Annotated in this window: 16 protein-coding genes and 1 pseudogene; 9 read left to right on the top strand and 8 right to left on the bottom strand. The window is 64.5% G+C overall.

Annotation, left to right across the window (positions count from 1 at the left end; all coding sequences use genetic code 11):
• Positions 1 to 184 precede the first annotated feature (184 nt).
• Together ACFWU5_RS28745 and ACFWU5_RS28740 are read left to right on the top strand one after the other, a co-directional pair.
• Positions 185 to 1,540 (top strand): hemolysin family protein, encoded by a 1,356-nt coding sequence (locus tag ACFWU5_RS28745; RefSeq protein WP_379270001.1) that lies wholly within the window; start codon positions 185 to 187, stop codon positions 1,538 to 1,540.
• Complete coding sequence (locus ACFWU5_RS28740) at positions 1,533 to 2,597, top strand: hemolysin family protein (RefSeq protein WP_379269999.1); 1,065 nt, start codon at positions 1,533 to 1,535, stop codon at positions 2,595 to 2,597. Before ACFWU5_RS28745 ends, ACFWU5_RS28740 begins: the two co-directional genes overlap by 8 nt.
• Before the next feature lie 8 nt (positions 2,598 to 2,605).
• On the opposite strand, the gene ACFWU5_RS28735 is transcribed toward ACFWU5_RS28740, so the two are convergent.
• Positions 2,606 to 2,980 (bottom strand): VOC family protein, encoded by a 375-nt coding sequence (locus tag ACFWU5_RS28735; RefSeq protein ID WP_379269997.1) that lies wholly within the window; start codon positions 2,978 to 2,980, stop codon positions 2,606 to 2,608.
• Positions 2,981 to 3,122: 142 nt separating this feature from the next.
• Between ACFWU5_RS28735 and ACFWU5_RS28730 the strand changes: the two genes are divergently transcribed.
• From ACFWU5_RS28730 to ACFWU5_RS28720, 3 genes are all read left to right on the top strand, one after another.
• Positions 3,123 to 4,088 (top strand): Lrp/AsnC family transcriptional regulator, encoded by a 966-nt coding sequence (locus ACFWU5_RS28730; RefSeq protein WP_379269995.1) that lies wholly within the window; start codon positions 3,123 to 3,125, stop codon positions 4,086 to 4,088.
• 157 nt (positions 4,089 to 4,245) lie between these two features.
• Positions 4,246 to 4,665 (top strand): hypothetical protein, encoded by a 420-nt coding sequence (locus ACFWU5_RS28725; protein WP_379269993.1) that lies wholly within the window; start codon positions 4,246 to 4,248, stop codon positions 4,663 to 4,665.
• Between the two features lie 85 nt (positions 4,666 to 4,750).
• Entirely contained in the window at positions 4,751 to 5,521 is a 771-nt protein-coding gene (locus ACFWU5_RS28720) for an SMI1/KNR4 family protein (RefSeq protein WP_379269992.1), read from the top strand.
• On the opposite strand, the gene ACFWU5_RS28715 is transcribed toward ACFWU5_RS28720, so the two are convergent.
• A complete protein-coding gene (locus tag ACFWU5_RS28715; RefSeq protein ID WP_379242104.1) occupies positions 5,522 to 5,956 on the bottom strand; it encodes a hypothetical protein in 435 nt (144 codons plus the stop codon).
• 331 nt (positions 5,957 to 6,287) lie between these two features.
• Between ACFWU5_RS28715 and ACFWU5_RS28710 the strand changes: the two genes are divergently transcribed.
• On the top strand, positions 6,288 to 7,343 hold the full coding sequence (locus ACFWU5_RS28710) for a polysaccharide deacetylase (protein WP_379242105.1): 1,056 nt from the start codon (positions 6,288 to 6,290) through the stop codon (positions 7,341 to 7,343).
• Positions 7,344 to 7,388: 45 nt separating this feature from the next.
• Here the strand turns inward: ACFWU5_RS28710 and ACFWU5_RS28705 are convergent, their stop codons facing one another.
• The 3 genes from ACFWU5_RS28705 to ACFWU5_RS28695 form a co-directional block, all read right to left on the bottom strand.
• Positions 7,389 to 7,811 carry a type II toxin-antitoxin system VapC family toxin gene (locus tag ACFWU5_RS28705; protein WP_379269990.1) on the bottom strand — a complete coding sequence of 141 codons (423 nt, stop codon included), beginning with the start codon at positions 7,809 to 7,811 and terminating at the stop codon, positions 7,389 to 7,391.
• The gene (locus ACFWU5_RS28700) at positions 7,808 to 8,125 is read right to left on the bottom strand and encodes a type II toxin-antitoxin system Phd/YefM family antitoxin (protein ID WP_379269988.1); all 318 of its coding nucleotides are present in this window, start codon (positions 8,123 to 8,125) and stop codon (positions 7,808 to 7,810) included. The genes ACFWU5_RS28705 and ACFWU5_RS28700 overlap by 4 nt, the downstream gene beginning before the upstream one ends.
• 140 nt (positions 8,126 to 8,265) lie before the next feature.
• On the bottom strand, positions 8,266 to 8,622 hold the full coding sequence (locus ACFWU5_RS28695; RefSeq protein WP_379269986.1) for a hypothetical protein: 357 nt from the start codon (positions 8,620 to 8,622) through the stop codon (positions 8,266 to 8,268).
• Between the two features lie 253 nt (positions 8,623 to 8,875).
• On the opposite strand from ACFWU5_RS28695, the gene ACFWU5_RS28690 reads away from it, so the two are divergent.
• Positions 8,876 to 9,472, top strand: a complete 597-nt coding sequence (locus ACFWU5_RS28690) for a hypothetical protein (RefSeq protein ID WP_379269984.1) — start codon at positions 8,876 to 8,878, stop codon at positions 9,470 to 9,472.
• A 66-nt stretch (positions 9,473 to 9,538) separates the two neighbouring features.
• On the opposite strand, the gene ACFWU5_RS28685 is transcribed toward ACFWU5_RS28690, so the two are convergent.
• Positions 9,539 to 9,889: a hypothetical protein gene (locus ACFWU5_RS28685; RefSeq protein ID WP_379269982.1), complete on the bottom strand. Its 351-nt coding sequence runs from the start codon at positions 9,887 to 9,889 to the stop codon at positions 9,539 to 9,541.
• Between the two features lie 745 nt (positions 9,890 to 10,634).
• Here ACFWU5_RS28685 and ACFWU5_RS28680 point away from each other — a divergent pair.
• Entirely contained in the window at positions 10,635 to 11,657 is a 1,023-nt protein-coding gene (locus ACFWU5_RS28680) for a hypothetical protein (RefSeq protein WP_379269981.1), read from the top strand.
• Positions 11,658 to 11,910: 253 nt separating this feature from the next.
• Here the strand turns inward: ACFWU5_RS28680 and ACFWU5_RS28675 are convergent, their stop codons facing one another.
• A complete protein-coding gene (locus tag ACFWU5_RS28675) occupies positions 11,911 to 12,390 on the bottom strand; it encodes a winged helix-turn-helix transcriptional regulator (RefSeq protein ID WP_379269980.1) in 480 nt (159 codons plus the stop codon).
• 100 nt (positions 12,391 to 12,490) lie between these two features.
• On the opposite strand from ACFWU5_RS28675, the gene ACFWU5_RS28670 reads away from it, so the two are divergent.
• Complete coding sequence (locus tag ACFWU5_RS28670) at positions 12,491 to 13,351, top strand: SDR family oxidoreductase (RefSeq protein WP_379269979.1); 861 nt, start codon at positions 12,491 to 12,493, stop codon at positions 13,349 to 13,351.
• A gap of 370 nt (positions 13,352 to 13,721) precedes the next feature.
• Here ACFWU5_RS28670 and ACFWU5_RS28665 read toward each other — a convergent pair.
• Positions 13,722 to 13,816 (bottom strand): annotated as a pseudogene (locus ACFWU5_RS28665) (IS5/IS1182 family transposase); the annotation flags it as partial.

The raw sequence follows: 13,816 nt of genomic DNA, 5'->3' as shown, positions 1-13,816 counted from the left end.
GGAGTTGCCGATCACGGCACCCGCTCGATTCCCGCCTCGAAAGGATCCAGTTGTCACCCGCGTCTCAGGGCGCCACACAGGAGGGCTCCTCTACGGAGCCGGGTGACAAACCCGGCGTCCTCCTTTCCGCAGCGTCCGTTCGATCCCCTGGTTTCCCCGTTGCCCCACTCGGGTGGTGCTGAGGATGGCCATCGTTGTGACCGTGCTCAGCCTGCTCGGCTTCGCCGCTCTCACCCTCGGAACGGCGTTGTTCGTCGCCGCCGAGTTCTCGCTCACCGCACTGGAACGCAGCACCGTCGAAGCGGCCGCCCGCGAGGGTGACACCCGCGCCCGGCTGGTGAAACAGGCCCACAACACCCTGTCGTTCCAATTGTCCGGTGCCCAGCTCGGCATCACCATCACCACCCTGATCACCGGTTTCATCGCCGAACCCGTGCTGGCCCGGTTGTTGCATCCGCTGATGGACGCCGTCGGTTTGAGCGAGAGCGCTTCGCAGGCCGTAGCGCTGATCCTGGCGCTGGTCATCGCGACCTCGCTGTCGATGATCTACGGCGAACTGGTACCCAAGAACATCGCGATCGCAGAACCGATGAAGGTCGCGCGGCTGACCGCGGGCCCGATGATCGGGTTCTCCGCCCTGTTCAAATGGCTGATCCGTTTCCTCAACAACGCCGCCAACTGGGTGGTCCGCCGCCTCGGCATCGAGCCCGCCGAGGAACTGCGTTCGGCCCGCTCACCGCAGGAATTGGGTTCGCTGGTGCGCACGTCGGCCATGCGTGGTGCGATGGATCAGCGCACCGCGCAGGTGATGGACCGCTCGCTGGAATTCGGTGAGCGCAGCGCCGAGGACCTGATGACCCCGCGTGTGAAAGTCGAATCGCTGGACCGTGACGACACCATCGCCGACCTCATCGCCGCGTCGGCCCGCACCGGCTACTCCCGTTTCCCGGTGATCGACGGCGACCTGGACAACACCTTGGGCGTCGTGCACGTCAAACAGGCCTTCACCCATCCCGGCGACATGCGCAAGAAGATCCCGCTGAGCCAGCTGGCCGTGGCGGTGCCGATCGTGCCCGCCAGTCTCGACGGCGACGAAGTGCTCGAACGCGTGCGCGCGGACGGCATGCAGGTGGCGCTGGTGGTCGACGAATACGGCGGCACCGCGGGCATGGTCACCATGGAAGACCTCATCGAGGAAATCCTGGGCGACGTCCGCGACGAGCACGACGAAGAAGAACGCGACGTGCGCCGGGTCTCCGACGGCTGGGACTGCTCGGGCCTGATGCGCATCGACGAGGTCTCCCGCGCCACCGGCTACGACGCCCCCGAAGGCGAATACGAAACTCTGGGCGGGCTGGTCCTCACGCAACTGGGCCGCATCCCGACAACCGGCGACGAAGTGGTGCTGCCCGAGTCCCGCGGCTCGGGCGGCGGCTGGATCGCCAAGGTGGAACGCATGGACGGACGACGCATCGACCGCGTCCGATTGATCCCCGTGGACGCAGCGAATCTGGCCGGACGGGAGCACAACAATGGGTGACCTGTTCGGAATCTTCCTCACCGTGATCCTGTTGGCGGGCAACGCGTTCTTCGTCGCCGCCGAATTCGCCCTGATCTCCGCGCGGCGCGACCGCCTGGAAGCCCTTGTCGCCCAAGGCAAGAAGAAGGCCCAAACAGTCATCGAAGCGGGCGAGAACCTGTCGATGATGTTGGCCGCGGCCCAACTGGGTATCACCATCTGCTCGATCCTGCTGGGCCGAGTAGGCGAACCCGCGATCGCCCACCTGATCGAGCGCCCCTTCGAATTGCTCGGTCTCCCAGCACAATTGCTGCACCCGGTCGGGTTCGCCCTCGCACTGACCATCGTGGTGATCCTGCACATCCTGCTGGGCGAAATGGTCCCCAAGAACATCGCCCTGGCCGGCCCGGAACGCTGTGCGCTGCTGCTGGTCCCGATCCACCTGATGTTCCTGCGCCTGGCCCGCCCCCTGATCGCGATCTACAACTTCGCCGCCAACATGACCCTGCGCATGTTGGGCGTGGAACCCAAGGACGAACTCGACGCCACGGTCTCGACAGTGGAACTGGCCGAAATGATCGGCGAATCCCGCTCCGAAGGCCTACTCGACGAAGAGGAGCACCGACGCCTCACTCAGGCGCTGGGCACCTCCGAACAGGTCGTCGGCGACGTCATGGTTCCCCTGGCCCAAGCCAGGTCGGTCCCGTTGATCGGCAACGGAACCACCCTGGGCGAAGTGGAAGCCGCCGTCTCGGAAACCGGCTTCTCCCGCTACCCGGTAGCCGCCGCCGACGGCTCCCTGGTCGGCTACCTCCACATCAAGGACGTCCTCGACGAGGTAGCCGACGACAACGCGGGCCCCGACACCGTCATCCCCCGCACCGACATCCGCCCCTTGCCCACCGTGAGCACCGGGACCCCGTTGTACGAAGCACTGGCCCGCTTGCGCCGCACCAGTTCCCACCTGGGTCGAGTGGTGGACAGCCGAGGCAACACTGTCGGTGTGGTCGCCCTGGAGGACCTGATCGAGGAGTTCGTCGGCACCGTCCGCGACGGCACCCACCGCAATGCGGACTGAGTCTCCGATCAGAGCTGCGCTTGCGACCGTCGCACGGTCTCGGGATCGATCTCCTGAATCTGGATGACCACACCGTCGGGATCGGTAACCCGGATGCTGCGACCGAAATCCTCCTCGACGAGGGTGTAGTCGTAGCCGTCGCTCGTCAGCCGGGCGGCGACCTGCTCGAGCGGCTCGCCGGTGGAGAAGCCGAGTTCTACTGTCCCGGGCGGTTTTCCCTTCGACACCGCAGCGTCGTGGACGCCGAGCGCGCCGGCGGACGCGTCGAGCTGTGCCCACACAGCGACGCTGCCGTCGGTGCGATAGGTGAGCCCGAGACCTTCGTAGAAGCGGCGTGAGGTCGCCACGTCGGCGACATAGCGGATGGGCAGAACTGTCAGCACAGGGATCTTCTCCTCTGGATCGAGCATTCCGGCGAGGCCGGGCGACCCGTCAGTGGGCCACGAGCTCACTGTGCTTCGGCTGCAGAAATTCGTCGTTCACCAGGCCTCAGAGCGGTGGATACTGTCACTAGAGTGAGTGCTTGTGGTGGAATCGGTCAGCCTGGACAGCGATGACCGGCGTGTGCTGCACGCGCTGCAGCTCGCCCCACGCGCATCGTTCGCCCGGATCGGCACCGCCCTCGGAATATCGGAGCGCGGCGTCTCCCGCCGCTATCACCGTTTGCGCTCGCAACTGGTGCTCCGCGTCGTCGGCATCACCCGCCACGACCGGCCCGGCCAGGCGGACTGGATTCTCCGGATCACCCCGCAACCATCCGCGGTGGACGCGATTTCGCGCACATTGGCCGCCCGCACCGACACGTCCTGGGTCGCCACCCTGGCCGACACAGGCGGCCTGTTCTGCATCCTGCGAACCACACCGACCGATTCCCACACGCTGACCCAACTCCGTCGAACACCGCACATCGGCCCGGTCACCGCCCACCGTCTCCTCGCCCCCGTCGCAGGCGTCGGCGGATGGCCCGGCCGCCTCCAAGCCCTCACCCCACAAGAGCAGCACGCCCTACTCGACCACCATCCCGCACCGCCTGACCCGGCGCCACACCACACCGCCGATGACAAACGCATACTGACACTGCTGGCCACCGACGGCCGCATGAGCATCGCGCGCCTCGCCAGATCCTCCGGCATCGCCGAATCGACTGTGCGCCGCCGGATCACCGAACTCATCACCCACGGGACACTGATGTTCGAAGTCGAAATCGACCCCAAACTCTACGGCCGCACCCTCGACGTCATCTGCCGCCTCGACGTCCGCCCCACCGACCTACGAACCGTCACCAACGCCCTCGCCACCTACCCCGAGGTCGCCTTCGCCGCCACCACAACCGGCGAATCCACCGTTCTGGCAATCCTCGAACTCATCGACTCCGAAGCCCTACACACCTTCCTCGCCGACAGCCTCGGCGCACTACCCGGCGTGAGCCGAGCACACACCGAAGTCGTCACCCACTGGATCAAACGAGCAGGCCCCCTCCCCCTCCGCTGAGACCGACAACCGTCGGCTTCGCGTGTGCCAACTCTGCGCTATTCGGCGATGAATTCGACGACACGCCGAGTGAATGATCGATGGCTCCTGCGTGTTGCTGAGGGATGCTCGATTACGACGAATCGCACGGACTGCGTCGTAACTGAGCGGAGTCGACATGAGAAACCGAGCGCGCCGCCCCATCGGACCCCGACCGCGGCGAGGCACGCGTATCGCACGCCTCATTGCCTGCGCAGTCGCCGGGATCGTCACCGCGTGCGCGCCGTCGCACGGCGCCACCTCGACCGACCCCGATTCCTCCCCTGCCACAATCGAAGCGGCGCAACCGGGCGTCCTGCCGCCGCAACGCGCACAGTCGAATGTGCCGATGCGCCGATTGGCGCCCGGCGAGCGCCCACCGCAGTTCGTCTTGTTCTCTTTCGACGGTGTCGGCGTCACTCCGAATTGGGACATGTTCCTCGAGGTCGCCGAGCGCGTCGATGCCCGCTTCACCGTATTGATGACCGGCCTGTTGGGCTGTCTCCTACTGGGATATCGCGCACAGTGCCGCCCACTCGCGCTTCGGCAATGCACCTGATCGCACCGCGGCCATCGACGACCTCATCGCGGCCGCGCGCGTACTCGCGTGTCTGCGTGACGAGAACGGCGCCCCGGTCAACAACGTGGTCCAAGTTCAGTTGGGAAACGAATTCGCCACCGTGCGTGGGTTCGACGACCCGAACTTGTCCGACGATGAGCTGAGCAGACGAATCGAAGAGGAAATCGGAGCACAGGATGAACGCAACAAGCTATTGAACACGCCCGCCATGCAGCCCGCCAGGGCGGATGCCACCGCGCCGACGATGTCGATGGAGCACCTGAATTCCGTCACCGAACAATGGGCGCGGATCTCCACCTGGCTGAACGCCAACCTGCCGTCGGTGCCATTGATCGGAGCCGATCCCGAGCAGATCGATCGAGCCGCCGAAAAAACGGGAACTCCTTGGCCCGAAGAACTTTCGACGCTGTTCACCCACATCAACGGCTTCCCCCACGAACACTGGCTCAGGTTGCTCCCGGTCCACGAACTGTTCGACCTGGACAGAGTCGTCCAGGAACACCAACTCGAACTCGACATCTGGCGCGAATTCGACGAAGAGACAGGCCGGCCCGCCGCCGCAGCAGGCGACCCCGCGGGCACTTACCTCCCCCAATTCCTCCCCTTCGCCGGCCTCGACGGCAACCTGCTGTTCGTAGATACCAGACCAGGCCCACTGCACGGCTGTGTCACCGAATTCGACAAGGTAGACGCCGACGATGCGGGCCCTCGATGGACATCGCTGAGCGCCATGCTCACCGACCTCGCCCACAGCCTGGAAACCGGCACCCCCTTCGACCAGCACTGGCTACCGAAAGTCGAAGCAGGCGAACTGAACTGGCAGTTCCAACCCTGATCAGTAGTGACGTCCTTTCGCCATGACAACCAGCATCACACCGTTCCCGAGATCGACAGCGTGATCACCACGCCAGTCCGAGTCGAGGAGGTAGTCCAGCCGCGTGATCAGCGCATCCGATCCGGTGATTTCGTCGGCCTCCATGGTCGTCATGGGAAGGATGTATCGCGGCGCATCGTCGGAGTCGTCAGGTTTCCACGTGAAGGTGAGAACGAGCGCGCCACCCATGCAGTCAATTGCGATGTCGGACATGTGAACCCACGGCGTTCGCCCTTCGACGGGCCCGCCGGGCAATGTCGCATACCACCCGTTCTGCCCGCCGGTGCCAGTCGTTGGTGCCGGGGGCGGCAGCGCGCTGGCGGCATGCAGGTAGGTTTCCAGGTCCGCAGCGACATCTCGCATCCACGTCGGCACAGGTTCGGACGACATCGCCATCAGCCCAGTGTTTCACGATGACCATCGAACCCCCGCCGCCCTGTACATCCGGCCATCACATCAAGTCCGACGGCACGCCCGACACGCCAAGCAAATGAGCGGTGGCCACTGCGTGTTGCTGCGGCACACTCAGTGGTGACGATCGCACGGACTGCGTCGCAATGTGAGCGGAGCCGAGATGAGATACCGAGACAGTGCCCCGATCGGAATTCGACCGCGGCGGGGGGCGCGCACACGGATCTCCCGCATAGTTGCCTGCGCGGCCGCTGGGATCGTCGCCGCATGTGCGCCGTCGCACGGCGCCACATCGACCGGCCCCGATTTCGCCACTGTGACACTGGAAGTGGGGCAGCCCGGTGTCGTGCCGCCGCAACGCGCCGAGTCCAATGTGCCGATGCGCCGACTGGCGCCGGGTGAGCGTCCGCCGCAGTTCGTCCTGTTCTCTTTCGACGGTGTCGGCGTCACGCCGAACTGGGATATGTTCCTCGACGTCGCGCAGCGCGTCGACGCTCGCTTCACCGCATTGATGACCGGACTGTATTTCCTGACCGATGAGAACCGAAACCACTATCACGGACCTGGTCACGCACCCGGACAGTCGGCCATTGCCTTCGGCGGTAATGCCGACGATGTCCGAACGCAGATCGATTATCTGAATCGAACATGGCTGGCCGGGCACGAGATGGGCACCCATTACGTCGGACATTTCTGTCGAGGCGGTGGATACAACGGTGACCGGTGGACCACCCAGGATTGGATCCACGAACTCGACCAGTTCTTCGCCTTGATGACGAATTGGCGCACCAACAACAATATCCACGACGGCCCCGACCTCCTGTTCGGGCCCGAGGTGGTGCGCGGCGGACGCACACAATGTTTGGAAGGCCAACTCCCTCAACTCATTCCGGCATGGCACCAGCACGCGATGACATGGGATTCGTCGATGCCCGCCGCGAACCCCGGACTGACCTGGCCACAACGCATCGAGGGAATCTGGGAGTTCCCGATCCCGTTCGCCTATTCCCCCGTTCTCCGCCAACGCCAGACCGCCCTGGACTACAACTTCTGGTTCACCTTCAACAAGGCGAAAGAACAACCCGAAACCGCGCACCACGCCCGCGAACTCACCAAACAGACCTACGATTACATGTATCGCCGAGCCTTCGAAGGCAACCGCGCACCCCTGGTCATCGCGAACCATTTCAACACCTGGAACGGCAACGCCTTCAACCCCGCCACCGCCGATTTCATGGCAGAGGTATGCGACAACCCCGAAACGATCTGCGCCACCCACGCCGACGTAGCCGCATGGATGGACCTCCAGGACCCCGCGATCCTCGCCCACTGGCAACAACTCCCCGCCACCGCCGTCGACGAACACCGCTGATCCGTTCCCAGCGCGCCGGCGCCCGTGCGTCGACGGCTCCCGGCCTCAGCGCTGGTCCGGATGTGTCACCGGCACCACGGTCAGCAACTCGCTCAGACCTGCGAAATCCTGCGGGTTCACGGTGAACAGCGGAAGGCGATTGGCCGAGGCGATCGACGCGATCATCAGGTCGATTCGTCGGGGTCGCGGGTTGCGGCCGGCTGCCAGCACGCCGGCAACGATATGTCCGAATCGCCGTGCTGCTCTGGTGTCGAACGGAATCGGTTCGAACATCGCCTCGGCGTTCTGCACCCGTTCGATCCGGCGGGCCCGCTCCCCTGGTTCCGTGGAGTAGTGGGGGCCTGCTGCGAGCTCTGCCATCGTCACCGAGCTGATAACGAGCTCATCCGGCAGTTCTGTGGGATCGAGCTCTTCTATGAGGATCAGGATATTCGTGTCGACAATTCCGCGCGCGGGAGCCGTAGTCATTCGGTGCTATCCCCGGCGAACTCACCGCGTCGGTAAGCCCGGTCGTACGGGTCGTAGAGCGAGTCGTCGACCAGATCATCACGATCCAGCTGTGCCCCAGCCGGACCCGACAAGCCCGCGAAAGCTGCGATCACCTCCGCCCGCGGCACTGCCGCTCGACGGTGGGCATGGCGATGCGGAACAAGATCCGCAACGGGTGCTCCATCGACAGTGATCGTGTAGGACTGCCCGGAGCGGACCTCGCGCAGAACCCGACTCGCGTCGTTGCGGAGTTCGCGCTGCGGGATCTCGGGAAGCTCAGCAGGGCTGGTCATAGCCACTATCCTACTCCCAGTACTACGGACTAGCTACGGAATTCCTACACGTCGATATCAGGGCTTCACCGCTACGCCGATGACATGGAGGCTGGGGCCGAGCTGCGCGATACGGGGGCGCGGGATGGCGAGCGGGCTAGCTAACAGCGCTCAGCACCTTTCGGCCACACCACATCAACCGGAATCCCCCGCTCATGCGCCAGAGCGACAACGGTCCCGGTACCGGCGCGCTGGCCGTCCTGCCCGTCCCACACCGCGATCATCCGATCAGCCTCGCCGACGAGCACCTCATTGGCAGCCTCATACGCCCGATCCGAACCGGTATTGCGAACATCGTCGAGCGCAAGGATTCCGAGCCGTCCAGCTTCGTCGTCCTCAGCTTGGATCAGGCGTGCTTCGATGATACCGAGCCGATCCAGCGCCGAGGACCGCCACCGATTCGGTTGCCGTAAATCGATCGCCGCACCGATCGCGTCGGCGGCCGCACCGGCGAACACTGCATCGTTGCGGGCGAGCAGATGATCGCCAATACCTGACCCTCCCTCGTCAGCTAATGTTCGGCGTGCCCCGCTGGGGGCGCGTGTTCGTTGTTGGAAAGTTGGAGGACCTCAGGTGATGACGCTTCGTCGAAATATGTGTGCTGGAATGGTCGGCGCGGCGATTATCGCGGCTACGACCGCGTGCGGGGCCGGCACGACCGACGATGCGACGACGTCGAATCCAGTTCCGACCACTACCGTGGCACCCCGGATGATGACTGAATTCCTGGTGACAGCCGCCGACTCTCCCGGAATCACCTACACCCAGCCTTCCGCCGCAGCGGCAGCCCAGCTGGGTGCCATCGGGATGGCTTCGGGCAAGGATTCACCAGAATGCGCGGCCCGCAATTCCGCCATCCGGATGATCACGACCGACCTTTACGCGGGCGCTTTGACCCGGGTCGCGACGGCGGACGGCGAACCGCGCTATGACGTGCAGATCGCGGTGCTCAACCGAGTTGTCGATACCGCCGCACTGGCTGCCACGATGCGAGGATGCACCACGGCATCTGCCATGACCGTCACTTCACGGGATGGTTCGACCGAACAAATGCAGTGGGAAGCCCCTGTCCCCCAAGAGATCACCGGTGTCGGGCCGATCGTCGCGATGACCCTGTTGCGCGAGTTGGGTGACAAAGCATCGGGCTCGATGCCGACGGCGAGCGTAGTCCGCTTCGTCACAGTCGGCGGTCGCACTGTCGTGGAGTACGTCAGTGGAGACCTGCTCGGCTTCGAGGTCTCCGCACAGAGCCTGGCCCTCGGAGATCGAGTCTTGACCGCCCAAGTCGCGAAGTTGCGGGCTCTCTGACAACGCAGCCGGTCCCGGATTTCGGGACCGGCTGCGACGCGGGCTCGTCCAAGAGCCAAGCAACAGTCAGGGCAAGGTGATGAGCCGCACCTGAGCGCGGTCGTCGGAATTGCTACTGCTGCAGTCGATGTCGACGGTACTGCCAGGAGGGAAGTGTAGTTCCTGCGGCAGGGGCGCGCCGTACGGCGCGACAACATAGGCCGGCGGGTTGAACGACGCACCGCCGCACCACCATCCGTACGGATTGCCGCCGGGAGCCGACTCGAGGCGGACGACGCCGCCGGGAAGAAGGATGTACCTCGGCGCCGGCGACGCATAGTTTCCCGCGCTGCCGGTGCCGGCATGGCCGACTCCCATTCCGCTCAGAGTCGTCATCAGTGCGGCCGCGACAGTGAAGACGCGTACGGTCGTTCTCAAGTTGTGTTCCTTTCGAGCAATCCCGGCTGAAACTGCCGGAAGCGTCGCAAATCTACCCCAGAGCACCAATGCGAGCCGATTCGCCGACCAACCCCTTCCTGTCCGTAGCGCGAATTGCGGACCATTCAGAAACATCAATCTCCGAAATACCTTGAGCGACAATTGCTTTGAGGGCGCGGCTCGGCTCTGATCGAATATTCGCTGTCATGCCGACTGAAGCGCCTTCAGTTCCGCACGTATCCATGAATGCAGCTGACTCCAAAGGTGATGTGACACTTCGGAATACCGAACCAAGTCACCCTCACGGAGACTCTCGCCGTTCGGCAGGAACTGTTGACGGCGGCGGTGTGCCGGAGCGAGAGGCGTGTATGCCATCGAGGACGGCCACGTCGTCGACTTCATCGAGGATCCCGAGTCACTTCCTGTGGCCTGAGATCGGCCGCAACAACAACACCGGCCTGCATGGACGGCCCGTGTCAGAGGGCCTGGGTACCGTAACCCCGGTCAGTGCACGAAAGGGAGTGGAATGGGCTTCACGTCGAATTGGATGTTGGTGCGAGGGATGGCACCGGAACAGATTTGGGACACGCTCGGGGTTCAACCCAGCGGGATACGGTTGGACCACCCCGAACCACGGCTGTGCGGCGCGGTGCGGTCTGATGGCTCGTACCTGTTGGTTGAGGATTCCGCCGAGGAATCGGTGGAGGATACATGGGATCTGGCCGGGCTGTCGGCGGGCTGTGAGGTGATCGGCGTCGCGGAGGTCGATGGCGGCGGCGGTGCCGAAGTGGTGCTGTGGCACGACGGGAACAAGGTGTGGGGGATCCAGGCGGACGATGGTGAAACGTATATCTCGGGGGACGTTCCCGCAGAGATCCTCGCGAAGGTCGAGGAGTACGCGAGCGAAGAGAACGGGGAGGATGACCCAGACTATTTCAACGCGATCCTGAACCTAGGGGGTGAGCTGACCGGCTATGACTGCGGCAACGGGTTCTCCGAGAGTGGGCCGAAACCATTCGAGATTCTGGATGACCCAGACGTAGCCGCGGTACTGAATGGCTTTCCAGCTGCGCTCGCAGCAGCTCTGGCAGGCAAAGGTTTCACCGCATCGCCATCGCTGGACGGGTACCGCACCTGGTACACGGCCGCCACAAGCGTGCCCGGATTGACCGCAGCGGTGGCAATCCGCATCCACAGAGCCAACTTCGGCGGAGTCACCATCACGGGGTCCGTCGGGATTCAGTCGGCGGCCGTCGCGGAGGTCCTGTCCGAGCTCCCGGAGACTGCGCGTCTGGCGTCCTCGAGCACCGACGCGGAGTTCGGCGAGATCGACGATTGCCGGTTCGACCCCGAACGCCAACTGGCGTATCCCGTCTCCCACAGCATGGTGGCTGCAAGGGACATCGGCGATGGTGTCGACTGGGTGATGAAGTATCTGGACGGGCCGATGGCGACGTGGTTTGCCGAGCGTTCCGACGTCACCGGACTTGTTTCGCGTGCGAAGACCACCAATGTTGTTCGCGGGCAACAGAATGTGAACCCACGACGATTACGTGCCACCATCGCCTTCTGCGCAGCCCACGGTCACCATGATGCCGCCGCAGACCTCGCACAGTGGTACCTGGCACGCACCGAATCCCACCCGATCGACTCCACCAGTAGGGCCTCGGCCTTCGATGCCGCACTCCGCGAACAATTTCCGGAGTACGCACGTGCGCGGTACCAACAGGCCGAGCGGGCCTCGGGCGGCCCGACGTCGGCGATGTAATACATCGCGCATACTTGCCGGGCGTTGCGAATAATGCGGGGCCGGCCACGGTGGGTCCTACGATCACGACGTGGGTCCGGCTGCTTCCGCGATCTACCGCAAGGGACTGGACCTGCTAGCCGATCAACTGGACCAGAATGCCGGTCCCAGCGGGCCGCCGAATTCGCCCACGACGACTAACGTCCGCCAACTCCCCGGTTCACGCCACATCCAGCTGTTCAATTCATCCGACAGGTAGCCGCCAGGCTTGGCCCTACGACGGGTACGCGCTCGATCTATGGGACTCGTCCGTCGACTCGTATCGCACATCGCGCACATCCACATCCTCCCCACAACACGTGCACCGCAAAACCTGCTCGACAAGTCCGTCATCGGCCGCGTGCGTGATCCGCAAGGGGGGCTCGTCGAGGCACCAGCGGTCGCCCCATTGCATCAGGGCGATGGTCAGTCCGTAGAGGTCGCGGCCTTTTTCGGTCAGGCGGTATTCGTCGCGTGGGGGGCGTTCGCTGTATTCGAAGCGTTCGAGAATTCCGTTGTCGACGAGCTTTTTCAGCCGGTCGGCGAGGACGTTTCGGGCGACTCCCAGATTGCGGCGCAGGTCTACGAATCGGCGGACTCCGAAGAATGCTTCGCGCAGGATCAGGAAGGTCCAGCGGTCGCCTACTTGGGAGAGGGCGGCCTCGACCGAGTCGCGGCGGAGGCGCGCGAGGTCGTTGACGTCGGGGGCGCTCATCGGACCACCTTACAACGGGCCTCCGAGTCGGTTGCGGATCAAGACCGACCGGGTTAGGTTGGTCCTGGATTGCAACCGACGTGCTGGAGAGTGATGCTGGATGGGGAATCTGATGCCGCGGTGGGCAGTGACGGCGATGCTGCGGCCGCCGTTCTCGGCGCGCAGGGCTGTGAGTCGGGCGATCGGGCGGGAGCCTGATCGGGTCACCGGCAAGCGGATTCTGGTCACCGGCGCTTCCTCGGGGATCGGCCGGGAGGCGGCGCTTAGGCTGGCCGACCTCGGGGCCGAGGTCATCGTCGTCGCTCGTCGCGAACAGGAATTGGGCGAGGTACGGGACGAGATCGTCGAGCGCGGTGGGCGGGCGCACGCCATCGGTTGCGATCTGACCGACACGACGGCAGTCGATGCGCTGGCCGCGCAGGTGCTGGAGAGATTCGGTGGCGTCGATGTTTTGATCAACAATGCCGGGCGGTCGATTCGGCGAACCGTGTCCGATTCCTGCGACCGGTTGCACGATTACGAACGGACCATGGCGGTGAACTATTTCGGCCCGGTCGCGCTGACGCTGCGACTGCTGCCCGCCATGCTCGAGCAGCGCGGCGGGCACGTCATCAACGTGGCCACCTGGGGTGTGCCGGCGGAAACGATGCCCAAGTTCGCCGCCTATCACGCGTCGAAGTCGGCGCTGAGCGCGTTCGGTCGCAGCATGGGGGCCGAGACCGCGGCGCAAGGGATTCGGGTCACCACTGTCCATTTCCCGCTCGTTCGCACGCCGATGATCGCGCCCACCGACGACTACCGCGAACTGGCCGCCCTCACGCCGTCCGAAGCCGCCCAGTGGCTGGTCGAGGCGGTCCGCACGCAACCGGCGTCCTTGCGACCTCGGTACGTCGGGTTGGTCCGCGCCTTCAGCGCCGTGTCGCCGTCCTTCGCGGACGCGATGGTGGTCAAGGCGACCTGAGCGCCGCCTCGGTCAGGCTCCACTCGATCGGGTCGGTGAATTGGGATCCGACGTGGTTCGAATTCGGTTCCGGGTCGAGGTCGTGTTGATAGAAGCGGAAGCGGTACTGGCGGTTCGTCGGGTCGGCGAGGTATTTCCACAGGGTGCGTTCGGGGACGTCGCCGGCGATTCCGGCGGTGGCATTGCTGACGTAGGAGCACAGGACCGTATCGAGCAGGCCGCTGATATCGGCCGGACTCCATTTCCCTTGATGTGCTGCGATCGCGGCGGTCAGTGTCCGGTAGCGGATAAAAGAATTGTGTTCTTGACTGGCGGGAATCTGCGGAAATGAACCTTTTTCATCCTGCCGCCACGGCTTTACGCTCGTAGTCTGGAGTACGCTGATCGCCTTCACCAGGCGGGTGGTCTTGTCCGGGCAGCAACGGAGCTTGCGCAGGATCTTCCATACTTTGAGCTGGGCGAACG

Source organism: Nocardia sp. NPDC058640 (assembly GCF_042716995.1).
Classification (GTDB): domain Bacteria; phylum Actinomycetota; class Actinomycetes; order Mycobacteriales; family Mycobacteriaceae; genus Nocardia.
Note: the sequence above shows the minus strand (reverse complement) of the source record. Positions and strands in the feature narration are given on the sequence as shown.

Coding starts and splice junctions, on each gene's coding strand:
- ACFWU5_RS28745 (WP_379270001.1), top strand. CDS start 185: ATGGCCATCGTTGTGACCGTGCTCAGCCTGCTCGGCTTCGCCGCTCTC.
- ACFWU5_RS28740 (WP_379269999.1), top strand. CDS start 1,533: ATGGGTGACCTGTTCGGAATCTTCCTCACCGTGATCCTGTTGGCGGGC.
- ACFWU5_RS28725 (WP_379269993.1), top strand. CDS start 4,246: ATGAGAAACCGAGCGCGCCGCCCCATCGGACCCCGACCGCGGCGAGGC.
- ACFWU5_RS28715 (WP_379242104.1), bottom strand. CDS start 5,956: ATGGCGATGTCGTCCGAACCTGTGCCGACGTGGATGCGAGATGTCGCT.
- ACFWU5_RS28705 (WP_379269990.1), bottom strand. CDS start 7,811: ATGACTACGGCTCCCGCGCGCGGAATTGTCGACACGAATATCCTGATC.
- ACFWU5_RS28700 (WP_379269988.1), bottom strand. CDS start 8,125: ATGACCAGCCCTGCTGAGCTTCCCGAGATCCCGCAGCGCGAACTCCGC.
- ACFWU5_RS28690 (WP_379269984.1), top strand. CDS start 8,876: ATGATGACTGAATTCCTGGTGACAGCCGCCGACTCTCCCGGAATCACC.
- ACFWU5_RS28675 (WP_379269980.1), bottom strand. CDS start 12,390: ATGAGCGCCCCCGACGTCAACGACCTCGCGCGCCTCCGCCGCGACTCG.
- ACFWU5_RS28670 (WP_379269979.1), top strand. CDS start 12,491: ATGGGGAATCTGATGCCGCGGTGGGCAGTGACGGCGATGCTGCGGCCG.